The 16,370-nt window shown below is 56.2% G+C and carries 13 protein-coding genes; 2 read left to right on the forward strand and 11 right to left on the reverse strand.

What is annotated here, in order from left to right:
* Window positions 1-57 precede the first annotated feature (57 nt).
* The 4 genes from guaA to QN378_RS08470 all read right to left on the reverse strand — a co-directional run bounded on the left by guaA (window position 58) and on the right by QN378_RS08470 (window position 4,811).
* Window positions 58-1,635, reverse strand: a complete 1,578-nt coding sequence (gene guaA, locus QN378_RS08455; RefSeq protein ID WP_322201506.1) for a glutamine-hydrolyzing GMP synthase — start codon at window positions 1,633-1,635, stop codon at window positions 58-60.
* Window positions 1,636-1,747: 112 nt separating this feature from the next.
* On the reverse strand, window positions 1,748-3,217 hold the full coding sequence (guaB, locus tag QN378_RS08460) for an IMP dehydrogenase (RefSeq protein ID WP_322201504.1): 1,470 nt from the start codon (window positions 3,215-3,217) through the stop codon (window positions 1,748-1,750).
* Between the two features lie 195 nt (window positions 3,218-3,412).
* Window positions 3,413-3,961 (reverse strand): sugar ABC transporter ATPase, encoded by a 549-nt coding sequence (locus QN378_RS08465; protein WP_322201502.1) that lies wholly within the window; start codon window positions 3,959-3,961, stop codon window positions 3,413-3,415.
* Window positions 3,962-4,019: 58 nt separating this feature from the next.
* A complete protein-coding gene (locus QN378_RS08470; protein ID WP_322201500.1) occupies window positions 4,020-4,811 on the reverse strand; it encodes a sulfite exporter TauE/SafE family protein in 792 nt (263 codons plus the stop codon).
* A 113-nt stretch (window positions 4,812-4,924) separates the two neighbouring features.
* On the opposite strand from QN378_RS08470, the gene xseA reads away from it, so the two are divergent.
* A complete protein-coding gene (xseA, locus tag QN378_RS08475) occupies window positions 4,925-6,304 on the forward strand; it encodes an exodeoxyribonuclease VII large subunit (protein ID WP_323549016.1) in 1,380 nt (459 codons plus the stop codon).
* Window positions 6,305-6,693: 389 nt separating this feature from the next.
* On the forward strand, window positions 6,694-8,364 hold the full coding sequence (gene leuA, locus QN378_RS08480) for a 2-isopropylmalate synthase (protein WP_322201498.1): 1,671 nt from the start codon (window positions 6,694-6,696) through the stop codon (window positions 8,362-8,364).
* Between the two features lie 90 nt (window positions 8,365-8,454).
* Here the strand turns inward: leuA and QN378_RS08485 are convergent, their stop codons facing one another.
* From QN378_RS08485 to ispG, 7 genes are all read right to left on the reverse strand, one after another.
* A complete protein-coding gene (locus QN378_RS08485; RefSeq protein ID WP_322201496.1) occupies window positions 8,455-9,246 on the reverse strand; it encodes an amidohydrolase in 792 nt (263 codons plus the stop codon).
* Window positions 9,234-10,382: a pyridoxal phosphate-dependent aminotransferase gene (locus QN378_RS08490; protein WP_323548992.1), complete on the reverse strand. Its 1,149-nt coding sequence runs from the start codon at window positions 10,380-10,382 to the stop codon at window positions 9,234-9,236. Before QN378_RS08490 ends, QN378_RS08485 begins: the two co-directional genes overlap by 13 nt.
* Before the next feature lie 119 nt (window positions 10,383-10,501).
* Complete coding sequence (gene der / locus QN378_RS08495; protein ID WP_322201492.1) at window positions 10,502-11,965, reverse strand: ribosome biogenesis GTPase Der; 1,464 nt, start codon at window positions 11,963-11,965, stop codon at window positions 10,502-10,504.
* A gap of 156 nt (window positions 11,966-12,121) precedes the next feature.
* Window positions 12,122-13,276 carry an outer membrane protein assembly factor BamB gene (gene bamB / locus QN378_RS08500; RefSeq protein WP_323548994.1) on the reverse strand — a complete coding sequence of 385 codons (1,155 nt, stop codon included), beginning with the start codon at window positions 13,274-13,276 and terminating at the stop codon, window positions 12,122-12,124.
* Complete coding sequence (locus tag QN378_RS08505; protein ID WP_323548995.1) at window positions 13,269-13,910, reverse strand: tetratricopeptide repeat protein; 642 nt, start codon at window positions 13,908-13,910, stop codon at window positions 13,269-13,271. Before QN378_RS08505 ends, bamB begins: the two co-directional genes overlap by 8 nt.
* A gap of 39 nt (window positions 13,911-13,949) precedes the next feature.
* Window positions 13,950-15,239: a histidine--tRNA ligase gene (gene hisS, locus QN378_RS08510; protein ID WP_323548997.1), complete on the reverse strand. Its 1,290-nt coding sequence runs from the start codon at window positions 15,237-15,239 to the stop codon at window positions 13,950-13,952.
* 21 nt (window positions 15,240-15,260) lie between these two features.
* Window positions 15,261-16,370, reverse strand: coding sequence for a flavodoxin-dependent (E)-4-hydroxy-3-methylbut-2-enyl-diphosphate synthase (ispG, locus tag QN378_RS08515; protein ID WP_323548999.1), 1,110 nt, complete (start codon window positions 16,368-16,370; stop codon window positions 15,261-15,263).

The following is a 16,370-nucleotide window of genomic DNA, read 5'->3' on the forward strand; positions in this document are numbered from 1 at the left end:
AGAAAGACTCGTAACTATTGAATATATTTAGATAAATCAAATAGTTACAACCAATACCTACTCCCACTCAATGGTCGCTGGCGGCTTGCTCGACACGTCGTAGGTGACGCGGGAGATGCCTTCGATTTCATTGATGATCCGGCCACTGACTACTTCCAGCAGTTCGTAAGGCAGGTGCGCCCAACGTGCGGTCATGAAGTCGACGGTTTCAACCGCTCGCAAGGCAACGACCCACGCGTAGCGACGTGCATCGCCGACTACGCCAACCGATTTCACTGGCTGGAACACCACGAACGCTTGGCTGACTTTGTGATACCAGTCGGCCTTGCGCAATTCTTCGATGAAGATGTGGTCGGCACGACGCAGCAGGTCGGCGTATTCCTTTTTAACTTCACCGAGAATCCGCACACCCAAGCCTGGGCCTGGGAATGGGTGACGATAAACCATGTCGTACGGCAGACCCAGTTCAAGACCCAAGCGACGGACTTCGTCCTTAAACAACTCGCGCAGTGGCTCGACCAGTTTGAGGTTCATCTCGTCCGGCAAACCACCCACGTTGTGGTGCGACTTGATTACATGGGCCTTGCCACTTTTAGCGCCAGCCGACTCGATCACGTCCGGGTAAATGGTGCCTTGGGCCAGGTACTTGATGTTGTCCAACTTGCAGGATTCAGCGTCAAACACATCGATGAAAGTGCGACCGATGATCTTGCGCTTTTTCTCCGGATCGCTTTCGCCTGCCAGGTTGTTGAGGAACTGATCCGCAGCGTTGGCGCGAATCACTTTGACGCCCATGTTCTCAGCGAACATGGCCATCACTTGCTCGCCTTCATGCAGGCGCAGCAGGCCGTTGTCGACAAAGACGCAGGTCAGCTGGTCACCAATGGCTTTGTGCAGCAACGCCGCGACCACCGAAGAATCGACGCCACCAGACAGACCAAGCAGTACGTTGTCAGTGCCAACTTGAGCGCGGATGCTGGCAATGGCGTCGTCAGCGATGTGCGACGGAGTCCATAGCGCTTCGCAGCCGCAGATGTCGAGGATGAAGCGCGACAGAATGCGCCCGCCCTGCTTGGTGTGGGTTACTTCCGGATGGAACTGCACGCCGTAATAGCCACGCTTATCGTCGGCCATGCCAGCGATTGGGCAGCTTGGGGTGCTGGCCAGCAGGTGGAAGCCTTCCGGGATTTCAGTCACTTTGTCGCCGTGGCTCATCCAAACGTCTAGGCCCAGAACACCATCAAGGTCGATGTGGTCTTCGATGCCGTCCAGGATGCGGCTTTTGCCGACCACATCAACACGGGCGTAACCGAACTCGCGCATCTCGGAGCCTTGCACGCGGCCACCCAGCTGCTCAGCCATGGTCTGCATGCCGTAGCAGATGCCGAAAATGGGAACGTTCAGGTCGAAACACGCTTGCGGCGCTCGTGGGCTGCCGGCTTCATGAACGGACTCTGGGCCGCCAGCGAGGATGATCCCGCGCGGGTTGAATTCGCGAATCGCTTCGTCGTCCATGTCAAACGGATGCAGTTCGCAATACACGCCGATCTCACGCACGCGGCGGGCGATCAGTTGGGTGTACTGCGAGCCGAAGTCGAGGATCAGGATGCGGTGGGCGTGAATGTCGAGGGCCATGACTCTTCTCGTTCTCGTCGGAAAATCAGGAACAACACGGGGCTGCTAGCAGCCCCGGATAGATTGTGGGACCGAATTTACTCGGTCCCACAGGAACAGCTAAACAGCGCTTTTAGCCGACGCGGTAGTTCGGCGCTTCTTTGGTGATCTGCACGTCGTGGACGTGGGATTCAGCCATTCCAGCACCGGTAATACGCACGAATTCTGGCTTGGTGCGCATCTCTTCAATGTCGGCGCTGCCGGTGTAACCCATCGACGATCGCAGGCCGCCCATCAGTTGGTGAACGATAGCCGAGAGCGAGCCTTTGTAGGCGACTCGGCCTTCGATACCTTCCGGCACCAGCTTCTCGGCGCCTTCTGAAGAATCCTGGAAGTAGCGGTCGGAAGAGCCTTGCGCCTGGGACATGGCGCCTAGCGACCCCATACCGCGGTAAGCCTTGTACGAGCGGCCCTGGAACAGTTCGATTTCGCCCGGAGCCTCTTCGGTACCAGCGAACATCGAGCCCATCATGACGCAGGAAGCACCTGCGACGATGGCTTTGGACAGGTCACCCGAATAACGGATGCCGCCATCGGCGATCAATGGAACACCGGTGCCTTCAAGGGCTGCAGCAACGTTGGCGATGGCGCTGATTTGCGGCACGCCTACACCGGCAACGATGCGAGTAGTGCAAATGGAGCCTGGACCGATGCCAACCTTTACCGCATCGGCGCCAGCAGCAACCAATGCCTTGGCAGCAGCGCCCGTGGCAATGTTGCCGCCAACGACCTGTACTTCAGGGAAATTCTCTTTAACCCAACGGACGCGATCAATCACGCCTTTGGAATGGCCGTGGGCCGTATCGACCACCACCACATCCACACCTGCCAGAACCAGGGCTGCAACGCGCTCGCCAGTGTCTTTGCCGGTGCCGACTGCTGCGCCAACGCGAAGACGACCTTGGTCATCTTTGCTCGCCAGCGGATAGGCCTTGGCTTTTTCGATGTCCTTGACGGTCATCATGCCCTTAAGGGCGAAGTTGGCGTCGACGATCAGGACTTTTTCCAAGCGGTGCTTGTGCAGCAAATCGCGCACTTCGTACTTGTCGGCGCCTTCACGGACGGTGACCAAACGCTCTTTTGGCGTCATCACTTCACGAACGGTAGCATCCAGACGGGTTTCGAAGCGCACGTCGCGGGACGTCACGATGCCGACCAGGTCGCCATGGTGCAGTACCGGTACGCCGGAGATATTATGCAAGCGTGTCAGTTCAAACAGGTCACGAACCGTGGCGTCCGCCTCGATGGTGATCGGATCTTTGACGACACCCGCTTCGAATTTCTTGACCTTGCGCACTTCGGCAGCTTGCTGCTCGATGGTCATGTTCTTATGGATAATGCCGATGCCGCCTTCCTGAGCCATGGCAATCGCCAATCGGGCTTCGGTAACGGTATCCATTGCGGCAGAAACCAGCGGAATGTTCAGCTCGATGCCACGTGTCAAACGTGTCTTCAAACTAACTTCGTTAGGAAGTACCTCGGAATAACCGGGCACTAGGAGAATGTCGTCGAAGGTTAGAGCTTCTTGGCTGATACGCAGCATGCGGGGGCTCCCGAGCGGGAAATTGGAAGCGCGTCATTGTACCCAGACATGCCTGTCGGCTCAATGTAAACCTCAGGCTATTTTTACCACCGCCACCGATCTCTATAGAGCCAACTTTCTGGCGAGAGGCTTGGTGCAGCCTGTCTGACACAACGCTTCGCCAACAAGTTGGCTCCTTGTATGTGTGGGGCCGGGTCAAAGCTCGACCCTGACCCAAGCCACGGGACTGTCGAGCCAATCTGCGAACTCGTCGATGAAATTCTGCTGGAACCCGGCTTCTGCCCAGTTATTGAAGATAAAGCCCAGGTTGGAAAACGCGCAGGGCTGCAAGAACAAGAACCCGTTGATGTCGTCTTCGTGCCCGCATTCCGGGCAGACGAAGTTGTCGGTGCGCCCCGGCATCCAGTCTTCAAGGCTTTCAAATAACGCCTCACCCACTTCTTTACGGCATTCGGCGCAGCCCGCCTCTTCAAGAAATCCCTTAGCCGGGGTGTAGATGCAGCGATGGGTGATTATTTCCAAGCCGTTGATTGGCTCGCTGAAGGGAAGCGCTTCAGGATGCAGCACAACATTGGCCGCGCCCGGCGCAATGGCGTGGGCCATGCGATTGCCGCTTCGACCGCAAGTAGTCGGCGCTTCTTCGATGATATTTTTGCGCACCAACCAGCGCACAATAGCCCGCGCCCGTGGTTCGTGAACCGCCAGCGTGGAGATTTTCGGGACAATAATGCTCTGCGAATTCATGGTACTGCCTGTTGCGACGCGTTAAGAACAAGGCAGCTTAATCCCTCGCGGCATCAGGTCAAGTGCTGGTCGAAAGGGAAATGTAGCGGGCAATCAGCGCAATTCCGCTGGCCAATACTAGCCAAATGATCAATCGTACGAAGGTTTCACGGGACAGCTTCATGCTCAACGAGCGGCCCGTCCACGAACCCAGCACCATGGCCGGAAACAGACAGGTCGCCAGCAAAAATAAAGAAACTTCAGCGTATACGCCCGCGATCAGAAACAGGCTTAAACGGACTATGGTGCTACAACTGATCAACGCGGCCTGGGTCGCCCGCACTTGTTCTTTGGAGCCCAAGCGGCTGTTGAGGTAGATCGCATATAAAAATCCGCCGCTGCCGAACAGCGCCCCAAACAATCCGCCCACCGTACCCATCGGTATCGCCCACCCCGCCGCCAGTTGAGCCGGGCGCACTTTGACCAATAGGCTATATAACGCATAAGCGGTGATGAACAGCCCCATCAATAACAGCAACACATTGGCTTTCAAGTTAAGCAAAAACACCACGCCAAGGGTGCAACCAATCGCCATGCAGGGCAGCAGGCGCAGCAATTCGCTTTTGACCACGGATTGGCGCGAAGGCAGCAGATTGCCGAACGCTGCGATGAAATCCAGCAACACCAGCAACGGAATGATCCGCGACAGAGACATGAAGTTGATCAGGATCGGCCCGGCGATCAGCGCAGTACCAAACCCGGCGATGCCAAACACGATGTAAGCCGCCGTTACCCCCACCTCTATAATCAACCAATCCAGCGGCGTGAATTCCAACTGATTGAACAATGTAGCGATGTCGGAAAGGGGCATAGATAAGCGTCCTGAGTACGGGCGCTGACTTTAGCAATGTTCAGCGCTATGGAGAGATTTTGAGCTGACGGCCTGGTTTAGCGATCCCATCCGCTGCGTGTATCATGCCAGTCATGATTAAAGACCCCTTCGCAAGACTCGGCCTCGACCGAGAAGTCCTTACCGTGAGCCAACTCAACGGTCGTGCGCGCGTGCTGCTGGAGGACGTGTTCAGCAATATCTGGGTAGAGGGCGAAATCTCCAACTTGTCCCGCCCGGCCTCCGGCCACGTGTATTTCACCCTCAAGGATAGCGGCGCCCAAGTGCGTTGCGCGCTGTTCCGGCAGAACGCAGTGCGGGTTCGGCAGGTATTGAAAGATGGCTTGGCGGTAAGGGTACGGGGCAAGGTCTCGCTGTTTGAAGGACGTGGCGACTATCAACTGATTCTCGATACGGTTGAACCCGCTGGCGAAGGTGCCCTGCGTCTGGCCTTCGACGCCTTGAAAGAAAAGCTCAATGCCGAAGGCCTGTTCAGCGCCGAACGCAAAGTGCCGCTGCCGTTGCATCCACAGCGTATTGGTATTATCAGCTCGCCCACAGGCGCGGTGATTCGCGACATCATCAGCGTGTTTCGCCGCCGCGCGCCTCAGGTCCGGCTGACGTTGATTCCCACTGCGGTGCAAGGCCGCGAGGCGATTGCGCAGATCGTCCGAGCGCTAAAGCTGGCCGACGCCCAAGGTTTTGACGCCCTGATCCTGGCCCGAGGCGGTGGATCACTGGAAGACTTATGGTGCTTTAACGAAGAAGCCGTGGCCCGCGCCATCGACGCCTGTGTGACCCCTATCGTCAGCGCTGTCGGACACGAAACCGATGTCTCAATCAGTGATTTCGTGGCGGACGTGCGTGCGCCCACCCCATCGGCCGCCGCAGAGCTGCTAGCCCCGGACTCCAATGACTTATATAGGCGAGTTGATAGTCTGAAGCGCCGCTTGGTGGCACGCATTCAAGACCGGCTGATGCGTGATCGCCTACGTCTGGAAGGCATGTCTAGACGCTTGCGTCATCCTGGCGAACGTCTGCGCCAACAAGCACAGCGTCTGGATGATTTGGACATGCGTCTACGTCGAGCCTTCGAACAGCACGCGCATAAACGCGCAGTACGCCTGGCCCATCTGGAGACCCGTCTTGCGGCGCAACATCCTGGGCGCACCCTGGCCTTTTTGAAGCAACGGCTGGACGGTCTTTCCGAACGCCTGCCGCGTGCCATGCGTGAAATGCTTAAAAACCGTCGTTTACAGCTCCAAAGTCAGGTGCAGACTTTGCACGTGGTCAGTCCGCTGGCGACCTTGAGCCGTGGTTACAGCATTTTGCTTGATGAGCGCGGTCACGCGATTCGCAGCGCCGAACAAACTCATAACGGGCAGCGACTAACGGCGCGGCTCGGTGAAGGTGAACTGCACGTACGGGTCGAAGATAACCATTTGGCACCGGTCACCCTTTCCCTTTTGGATTGATCTAAATCCGGTTATTTTCATTGGGGCGTTTCGGCGTTGATGACTCCAAGCAGTCCTGACCTATATGAACTACTGCGCCGCAGAAACATGCAGCTGCTTTATCAAATGCGCAATAACACCGCAGCTTGCGCCAAAATTGCGCTATGAAATTCGTTAAAAATCGAAAAATAGAGAACTTATCTCAATTTTTCAGCACTGCTTGCCAACTTCAATCTCAATGGTTACGGTTGGCGGTATGAAAACGCCAAACACCCTCATTCTACTGCGTCAACACAGCTGCCTTAGCCTCGTCAGTTCACGACTGCCACGCTAAACGCTATGCCTCAGCTCGCTCTTCCATTTCAACGGTAGGCCGCCTCTTTCCGGCCCGAACAAAAAAGGATTTCCCAATGACGATGCTCAACGATCCATCGACCAAGTACCGCGCGTTCCCAACCATTGATCTGCCTGATCGTACCTGGCCGTCGAAGACTATTACCATGGCGCCTATCTGGTGCAGCTCCGACCTTCGCGATGGCAATCAGTCGCTGATCGAGCCGATGGACGCAGTTAAAAAGCTGCGATTCTGGAAGACCCTGGTCGCGGTGGGCGTCAAGGAAATTGAAGCATCGTTCCCGGCCGCATCGCAAACCGACTTTGATTTCGTTCGTACCCTGATCGAAGGCAATCACATTCCGGATGACACCACCATTCAGGTGCTGACCCAGGGCCGTGAAGACTTGATTGCACGCACCTTTGAATCACTGCGCGGGGCGAAGAAAGCCATCGTTCATCTGTATAACGCCACCTCGCCGTCGTTCCGCCGCATTGTCTTCAATCAGGACAAAGCCGGGGTAAAAGAGATCGCTGTCAGCGCCGCCAAATTGTTCGTCAAGTTTGCCGCCGAGCAGCCAGAGACGCAGTGGACCTTTGAGTACTCGCCGGAAACCTTCAGCGCCACTGAACTCGAGTTCGCCAAAGAAGTGTGTGACGCGGTGATCGAAGTATGGAATCCGACGCCGCAGAACAAGGTCATCCTTAACCTGCCAGCCACTGTTGAAGTGGCGACACCTAACATTTACGCGGATCAAATCGAGTGGTTCGGCCGTCATATCAACCGTCGCGACAGCGTGCTGATAAGCCTGCACACCCACAACGACCGTGGCACCGGCGTCGCAGCCACTGAATTGGGCCTGATGGCCGGCGCTGATCGCGTCGAAGGCTGCCTGTTCGGTAACGGCGAGCGCACCGGCAATGTCGATCTGGTCACCGTGGCACTGAACCTCTATACCCAAGGCATCAACCCACAATTGGACTTCTCTGATATTGATGGCGTGCGCAAAGTCGTCGAAGAGTGCAACCAGATTCCGGTTCACCCCCGCCATCCGTATGTGGGCGACTTGGTGCACACGGCGTTCTCCGGGTCGCACCAAGACGCGATTCGTAAAGGTTTCACTCAGCAACAGCCAGACACCTTGTGGGAAGTGCCTTACCTGCCAATTGATCCCGCTGACATCGGCCGTAGCTATGAGGCAGTGATTCGGGTCAACAGCCAATCAGGTAAAGGCGGTATCGCTTACTTGCTGGAACAGGAATATGGCATTTGCCTGCCTCGCCGGATGCAGATCGAGTTCAGCCAAGTGGTTCAAGGTGAAACCGACCGTCTGGGCCTGGAAATGACTGCGCAGCAGATCTACAGCTTGCTGCACCGTGAATACCTGCAAGCCAATGCACCCTACGCTCTGCTCAGCCACAGGCTGCAGGAAGAGAATGGCACCAGTGCTGTAGATGCCGAAGTTCACTGCGAAGGTGAAACTCAGCATTGGCGCGGCAAGGGCAAAGGTGCGCTGGAAGCGCTGGTCGCCGGGCTGCCAGTGTCCGTGGAAATCATGGACTACAACGAACACGCGATTGGTGCGGGGACCACGGCCAAGGCCGCTGCCTACATCGAGCTGCGGGTTAACGGTGATCGTGCGGTGCATGGCGTGGGTGTCGATGAAAACATCACTACCGCGAGCTTCCGTGCACTGTTTAGCGCATTGAACCGTTCGCTGTGCCAGGCCGAAGCCAAAGCGGCTTGATCTAAACGCCGTGAAATAAAAATGGCCCCGAAGTTAACGCTTCGGGGCCATTTTTTTGTCTGGGCCGCAGTTCACTTTTCAATATCAGGATCAGTGCAGCTCAAACACATCCGCATCGAGATTAGCCGGGAAGCGCGTGCGATACGCAGCCAAGTCGGCAGCATTGAGGCTGACGTGAAAGACCCCATCGGCTTCGCCGGCACTCAACAGACTCTCACCCTGAAAATCAAACACATGGCTATCGCCGGTGTAGGCGAAGCCTTTGCCATCAACACCAACACGGTTAACCGCCGCGACATAACACAGGTTTTCGATGGCGCGGGCGGGTAACAGTCGGTTCCAGTGCAGGCGTCGGGCGCCGGGCCAGTTGGCGGTGTACAGCAGTAAATCGGTGTCCTGTGCGTCGCGACTCCAGACGGGGAAACGCAGGTCATAGCAAATCAACGGCCTGATCCTCCAGCCTTTCAATTCGAACTGAACCTGCTGCTCGCCGGGTGTGTAGTGTTTGTGCTCCCCCGCCATACGGAACAAATGGCGCTTATCGTAGTGCAGAACCTCGCCATCAGGTCGCGCCCACAGCAGACGGTTGCGATGGCTACCGTCAGCAACACGCACAATGATGCTACCCGTGATGACGGCGTTAAGCTTTTTCGCCTGAGCTAACATCCATGTCACCGTAGGCCCCTGCTCGGGTTCCGCTTGGGCTTCGGATTCCATGGTGAAGCCGGTGGTGAACATCTCCGGCAGCACCACCAAATCAGCGCCTGAGGCCTGGTCAAGCAGCAGCTCGAAATGGTCGTGGTTGGCTTGGCGGTTGTGCCACACCAATGTGGTCTGGACCAATGCAACGTTAAGGTTAGGTAACTCGCTTAGATCGCGCATAGTTGTGTCGCTGCTTGACGCAACGTCTCCTCGCGTTTGGCGAAACACAGACGAATCAGCCGCTGACCCTGCGGCGGGGACTGGTAAAACACCGACACTGGAATGCTGGCAACACCATGCTCACGGGTCATCCACAACGACATGTCCACGTCATTTAAGTCGGGACGAATATTTGAATAGTCCACCAACTGAAAGTACGTCCCGTCCACACGGTCGAAGGTAAAGCGCGAGGGCGCTAACAAGTCGCAGAACAGGTCGCGCTTGGCTTGATAGAACGCTGGCAGTTCTTCGACGTGTTCGGGACACTCGGCCATAAAGTCAGCCAGCGCGTATTGCAACGGCGTCACACCACAAAAACTCACGTATTGGTGGATCTTACGCAATTCGGCCGTCAGCGCTGGCGGTGCGACGACGTATCCGGTTTTCCAACCGGTGACGTGATAAGTCTTGCCGAACGAGCTGACCACAAACGAACGCTGATAAAGCTCTTGATGGGCCAGCACGCTGGCGTGTTTCACACCATCGAATACCAAGTGTTCATAGACTTCATCGCTGACCAAGTAGATGTCGCGATTGGCGATCAAGGCAGCCAGTCGATCAAGTTCATCACGGGTAACCAGCGCACCCGTTGGGTTATGCGGACTGTTGAGGATGATCATTCGAGTACGAGGGCTGATGGCATCACCCAGTTTTTGCCAATCGATCGCAAAATCTTTGGCATCCAGCTGTACATGCACGCAACGGCCTCCAGCCAGTTCAACCGAGGGCTCATAACTGTCATAGCACGGGTCGAATACGATCACTTCGTCGCCAGGATTTATCACCGTTTGGATCGCGCAAAAGATCGCTTGGGTGGCGCCCGGGGTGATGGTGATTTCAGTGTCGGCATCGACCTGACGACCGTAGCTGCGAGCGATTTTAGCCGCAACTTGTTGGCGTAAAGCAGGCAGCCCAGTCATTGGCGAATACTGGTTGTGCCCTTCGGCGATATGGCGACCAACGGCATCGCGCAGCGACTGCGGGCCATCAAAATCCGGAAAGCCTTGAGACAAATTGATTGCACCCGTCTGGGTGGCGAGCTGAGACATGGTGGTGAAGATGGTGGTGCCAACGTTCGGCAATTTACTGATGATCATCGGCTATTTCCTTGCTGGCACCCGACTCTACGACGGCGTGAGAAGCAGCAGGATAGCCCATACTGCGCGCATAAAAAAAGGCGCCATTGGCGCCTTTCTTGAAAAAGTCCGTTACACAATCAGCGCTTATCTTTGCGCTTTTTGTCGGCTTTCTTGTGGTGCGACATCATTCGACGCTTTTTGTTGACCTGACGGTCTGTCAGCGTGTTTTTGTTGCCTTCATACGGGTTCTCGCCACCTTTGAACTCGATCCGGATTGGCGTACCGACCAGTTTCAAGACCCGGCGGTAGGTGTTTTCCAGATAGCGAACATAAGATTTGGGAACTTTTTCAACCTGGTTACCGTGGATCACGATCAACGGCGGGTTGGCACCACCCAGGTGAGCGTAGCGCAGCTTGATGCGGCGGCTGCCAACCATCGGCGGTGCATGCTCGGTGACGGCGTCTTCGAGAATCTGGGTCAGACGGTTGGTCGGCCAGCGGGTAACCGCAGACATGAATGAGTTTTGCACCGACTGGTAAAGGTTGCCCACGCCAGTGCCGTGCAGCGCCGAGATGAAGTGGATGTCGGCGAAGTCGACGAAGAACAACCGACGTTGTAGCTCGACCTTGACGTAGTCGCGCTCGCTCGGCGTCATGCCATCCCACTTGTTCAACGCGATAACCAACGCACGACCCGATTCCAGCACGAAGCCCAACAGGTTGAGATCGTGGTCAACCACGCCTTCGCGCGAATCCATCACAAAAATGACGACGTTGGAGTCTTTGATCGCTTGCAGGGTTTTGACCACGGAGAATTTTTCAACTTCCTCGTGGACCTTGCCGCGCTTGCGCACACCTGCGGTGTCGATCAGCGTGTACTTCTCATCACCGCGCTGGAACGGGATATAGATGCTGTCACGGGTGGTGCCCGGCTCGTCATAGACGATGACCCGGTCTTCACCGAGCATGCGGTTGACCAGTGTCGATTTACCGACGTTAGGACGGCCGATGATTGCGATCTTGATGCCGTCTTTTTCGCTCGGGCCCGGAATACGCTTGGCTTCCTGACCTTCCTCGACGTGTTCTTCGTCGATTTCTTCTTCAGGATCTTTCGGGAAATCTCCCAAGGCGATTTCCAGCATCTGGGTGATGCCACGACCGTGCGCGCCGGCAACCGGTATAGCGTCGCCCATGCCTAACGGACTGAATTCAGCGCGGGCCATTTCCGGGTCGATGTTGTCGACCTTGTTGGCAACCACGTAGGAGCGCTTGCCCCGCTTGCGCAGATGCTCGCCGATCATCTGGTCAGCAGCGGTGAAACCGGCGCGAGCATCTACCAGGAACAACACAACATCGGCTTCTTCGATGGCCAGCAGCGACTGCTCGGCCATCTTTTCGTCCATGCCATGCTCATCACCAGAGATACCGCCGGTGTCGACCAGAATGTAGGAACGCCCTTGCCACTTGGCCTCACCGTATTGGCGATCACGGGTCAGACCGGACAGATCGCCGACGATAGCGTCGCGAGTCCTGGTCAGGCGGTTGAATAAGGTGGACTTGCCGACGTTCGGTCGGCCCACCAGGGCGATTACGGGAACCATGCGGCTCTCCACTTCGTTATTTCAGAAAATACAAAGGCCGCTGCAGGGCAGCGGCCGGTGTTCGGAGCGGCACTTGAAGTGCCGCGAGCCTTGCCGAAGCAAGGTTATGAGAGGTCATATGCCTCAAGCATAGACAGCGACCTCACGCATAGACAGTTACTGCTTGATCTTCAAGGCTTCCAGCTTGCCGCTGTTGCCAAAAACGTAAATGGTGTCGCCATCAACTAACGGACGGGCGCGCAGGCCATTGCCATCAATTTTTTCACGACCTACGAAACGCCCATCCACCTGGCTCAACAGGTGCAGATAGCCTTCCATATCGCCGACTGCCACGTAGCTGGAAAACACTTCAGGCGCACCCAATTGGCGGCGAGCCAACGAGTCATTGCTCCAGAGAGCAGTTGTCGAACGCTCATCAATACCTTGCACTGTGCCGTTTGCCAAGGTCACATAAACGCTACCAAATCCTTGGGCAACACCCGAGTAGCTAGAGGCGTCTCGCTGCCAAAGAATACGACCGCTTTCCAGATCCAGAGCAGCAACTCGGCCCTGATAGGTCGCAACGTAAACCTTGTCGGCCGACAGCAACAGGCCGCCGTCGATATCAACGACACGATCAAGCTCCGAGCGACCTTGTGGGATCGCAACGCGCTGCTCCCATATTGGAACGCCGTTGCTGGTGTTCAACGCTACTACCTTACCCGTCGACAACCCGGCCAATGCAAGGTGGTTAGTGACGATCGGTGCACCAGTACCACGCAATGTCAGTAGCGCCGGGGTGCTTTCGTAGATCCAGCGCTGGGTACCAGTGGCGGCGTCATAGCCGATCACACGGTCATCCTGAGTCTGGACGACGACAACATCACCGTTGGTGGCGGGTGCTGACAATATCTCGCTGGTAGCGCGAGCACGCCATTTTATGTCACCGGTGGTGGCGTCCAATACGACGACTTCACCCTTTAGCGTACCGAGCATGATCAGCCCGTAGCCCGAACCAACGGCACCGGAAACAGGCAACTCGAGGGCTTTCTTCCAGACAACGTCACCGGTATTGCGGTCCAGCGACATGATCACGCCCTTCACGTCGGCGGCATAGATATGCTCGCCGTCGATTGCCGGAGTCAGCATGTTATAGATGTCGCCTTGACCGTCACCGATGGAGCGGCTCCATTCCTTTTGCAAAACTACTTCTTCTTTGAAGTCAGTCAGCTCGGCTGGGGGCAATTCTTTTTTACCATTGCTGCTGCAACCCGCGGCCAAAAGGGCCAGGGCCAGCAATGCTGCATGTTTCCAACGCATCACGTCACGCATCCCCTTTCGCCAGGTCGTCTAGCTTCATTTGTAGGCCACCTACCGCCGCTTCTTCTGACAGCGCGGATTTGGCTTTTTCATAAGCAGCATGAGCGTCATCGGTACGGCCAAGCTGTACCAGCAAATCGCCTTTAAGTTCTTCGCGGCTGGCCAGAAATGCCTTGTCAGCATCGCCATCGAGCAGCTTCAGGGCGTCATCAACCTTATTCTGTGCAGCCAAGACGCGAGCCAAGCGTTGGCGCGCAACTTCACCCAGCGCCTCACTAACAGGCTTGTCGACCACGGCCTTGAGTTCAGCTGCCGCATCATCCAGCTTGCCGGTATCGACCGCAACTTTCGCGACGAGCAACCTGCCGTATTGAGCATAAGCCGTGCCGCCAAAATCGCTTTTTAGCTTGCTGGAGATATCCGCAACGCGCGCGGCATCAGGCTGACCATTCGGAGTCAGCGTGGTTTCCAGCAATGCTTGATAAAGCATCGATGCACCTTGTGACTGACTCGTTTGATACCTGTGCCAAGCCTGCCAGCCAAGCACCACGATCGTCACGACCAGACAGCCGGTGACCAAGGGTTTGCCGTTGCGCTGCCACCAGTCTTTCATCACTGCCAGCTCTTCATCTTCGGTACGCGACACCCCAATACTCCTTTTCGCTAAATCGGCTGTTTATCAGCTTCAACCCTGCACAATGCAGGAGGCCAGGTGCTCTGAGAGAGCATCCCAAGCAATATTTTGTTGTTCGCCCTGGCCACGCAGGGGTTTGACGCCTACCACCTGCTGAGCCAACTCGTCTTCGCCCAGGATCAGGGTGTACAACGCACCGCTCTTGTCGGCTTTCTTTAATTGACTTTTGAAACTGCCAGCCCCGGCGTTTACCTGTAAACGCAGGTTCGGCAACTGGTCACGCACACGTTCAGTCAGCGCCAAGGCAGCTAATTCGGCCGCTTCACCAAAGGCACATAAATAAACATCGACCTGACGCGAGATATCTTCCGGGATCTGCCCGAGACTTTCGAGGAGCAATACCAAACGCTCGATGCCCATTGCAAAACCAACTCCGGTCGTAGGCTTACCGCCCATTTGCTCGACCAGACCGTCGTAGCGGCCACCCGCACATACAGTGCCTTGGGCGCCCAGTTGATCGGTGACCCACTCGAAAACGGTCTTGCTGTAGTAATCCAGCCCGCGCACCAGCTTGGGATTGATCACATAGGGAATACCGGCAGCATCCAAACGCGCTTTCAGGCCGTCGAAATGGATGCGGGATTCATCATCGAGGTAATCCACCAGTTTCGGCGCATCAATCAGGACTGCTTGAGTCTCAGGATTCTTGGTGTCGAGAACGCGCAGAGGGTTGGTCTTCAAACGACGCTGACTGTCTTCGTCCAGCTCGCTCAAGCGCGCAGAAAGAAATTCAACCAAAGCCTCGCGATAACGCGCACGTGCTGCGCTGGTGCCCAGGCTGTTGAGTTCCAATTTGACCGCGTCGCGAATACCCAGCAACCCCCACAAGCGCCAGGTCAGCACGATCAACTCTGCGTCGATGTCCGGACCGTCGAGGTTGAATACTTCCACGCCGATCTGGTGAAATTGACGATAACGGCCTTTCTGCGGACGTTCGTGGCGGAACATCGGACCGATGTACCACAATTTTTGCACTTGGCCACCACCGGTAATCCCGTGCTCAAGCACCGCTCGGACACACGCAGCAGTACCTTCAGGCCGCAGGGTCAGGGAATCACCGTTACGGTCTTCGAAGGTGTACATCTCTTTTTCGACGATGTCGGTCACTTCACCGATTGAGCGCTTGAACAGCTCGGTGAACTCGACAATCGGCATACGAATCTGACGGTAGCCGTAATTATCCAGCAGTCGCGAAACCGTACTTTCAAAAAAGCGCCACAGCGGCGTCTGATCCGGCAGGATGTCGTTCATGCCCCGAATAGCTTGCAAAGGCTTGCTCACAAAAAATCCTTAAAAACTAAATTAGCCGCGCGCGATCAGCGCTGCGTCAGCTTCGACTTTCTCGGCAGCTCTCTGACGGATCAAGCGTTCGAGCTGATCCACTAAATTATCGTTGGTCAGTTTCTGCGCAGGTTTACCGTCGATGTAGATCAGGTTAGGCGTACCGCCCGTGAGGCCGATATGGGCCTCTTTAGCTTCGCCCGGACCATTAACCACACAACCGATCACCGCGACGTCCAGCGGCACCAACAAATCTTCAAGGCGCGTTTCCAACTCGTTCATGGTCTTGACCACATCAAAGTTCTGCCGCGAGCAGCTCGGACAGGCGATGAAGTTGATCCCACGAGAACGAAGGCGCAACGATTTCAGAATGTCATAGCCAACTTTCACCTCTTCAACCGGGTCAGCGGCCAGCGAGATGCGGATAGTATCGCCAATTCCCTCGGCGAGCAGCATCCCGAGGCCGACTGCGGATTTCACAGTGCCAGAACGCAAGCCGCCCGCTTCGGTAATACCCAGATGCAGCGGTTGGCTGATTTGCCTGGACAGCAATCGATAGGCTTCCACCGCCATGAACACATCACTGGCTTTGACGCTGACTTTGAAATCCTGAAAGTCCAAACGATCCAGATGCTCGACGTGGCGTAACGCGGATTCGACCAGCGCAGCCGGCGTCGGCTCACCGTATTTTTTCTGCAGGTCTTTTTCCAGCGATCCGGCGTTGACCCCGATACGGATCGGAATACCCCGATCACGGGCAGCGCTCACAACGGCTCGAACCCGATCTTCGCGGCCGATATTGCCTGGGTTGATTCGCAAGCAGTCGACGCCCAGCTCGGCGACGCGCAAGGCGATTCGGTAATCAAAATGGATATCAGCCACCAACGGCACTTTGACCAACTGTTTGATTCGGCCGAAGGCTTCAGCTGCATCCATGTCCGGTACTGAGATCCGCACGATGTCCACGCCCGCTGCTTCCAGACGATTGATCTGGGCGACAGTGGCGGCCACGTCATTAGTGTCGCTGTTGGTCATACTCTGCACGGCGATGGGTGCATCGCCGCCTACCGGTACGGAGCCGACCCAAATTTTACGCGTTTCGCGACGCTTGATAGGGGATTCGCCGTGCAT

The sequence above is a fragment of the Pseudomonas sp. 10S5 genome, from assembly GCF_035019745.1.
Lineage (GTDB): Bacteria > Pseudomonadota > Gammaproteobacteria > Pseudomonadales > Pseudomonadaceae > Aquipseudomonas.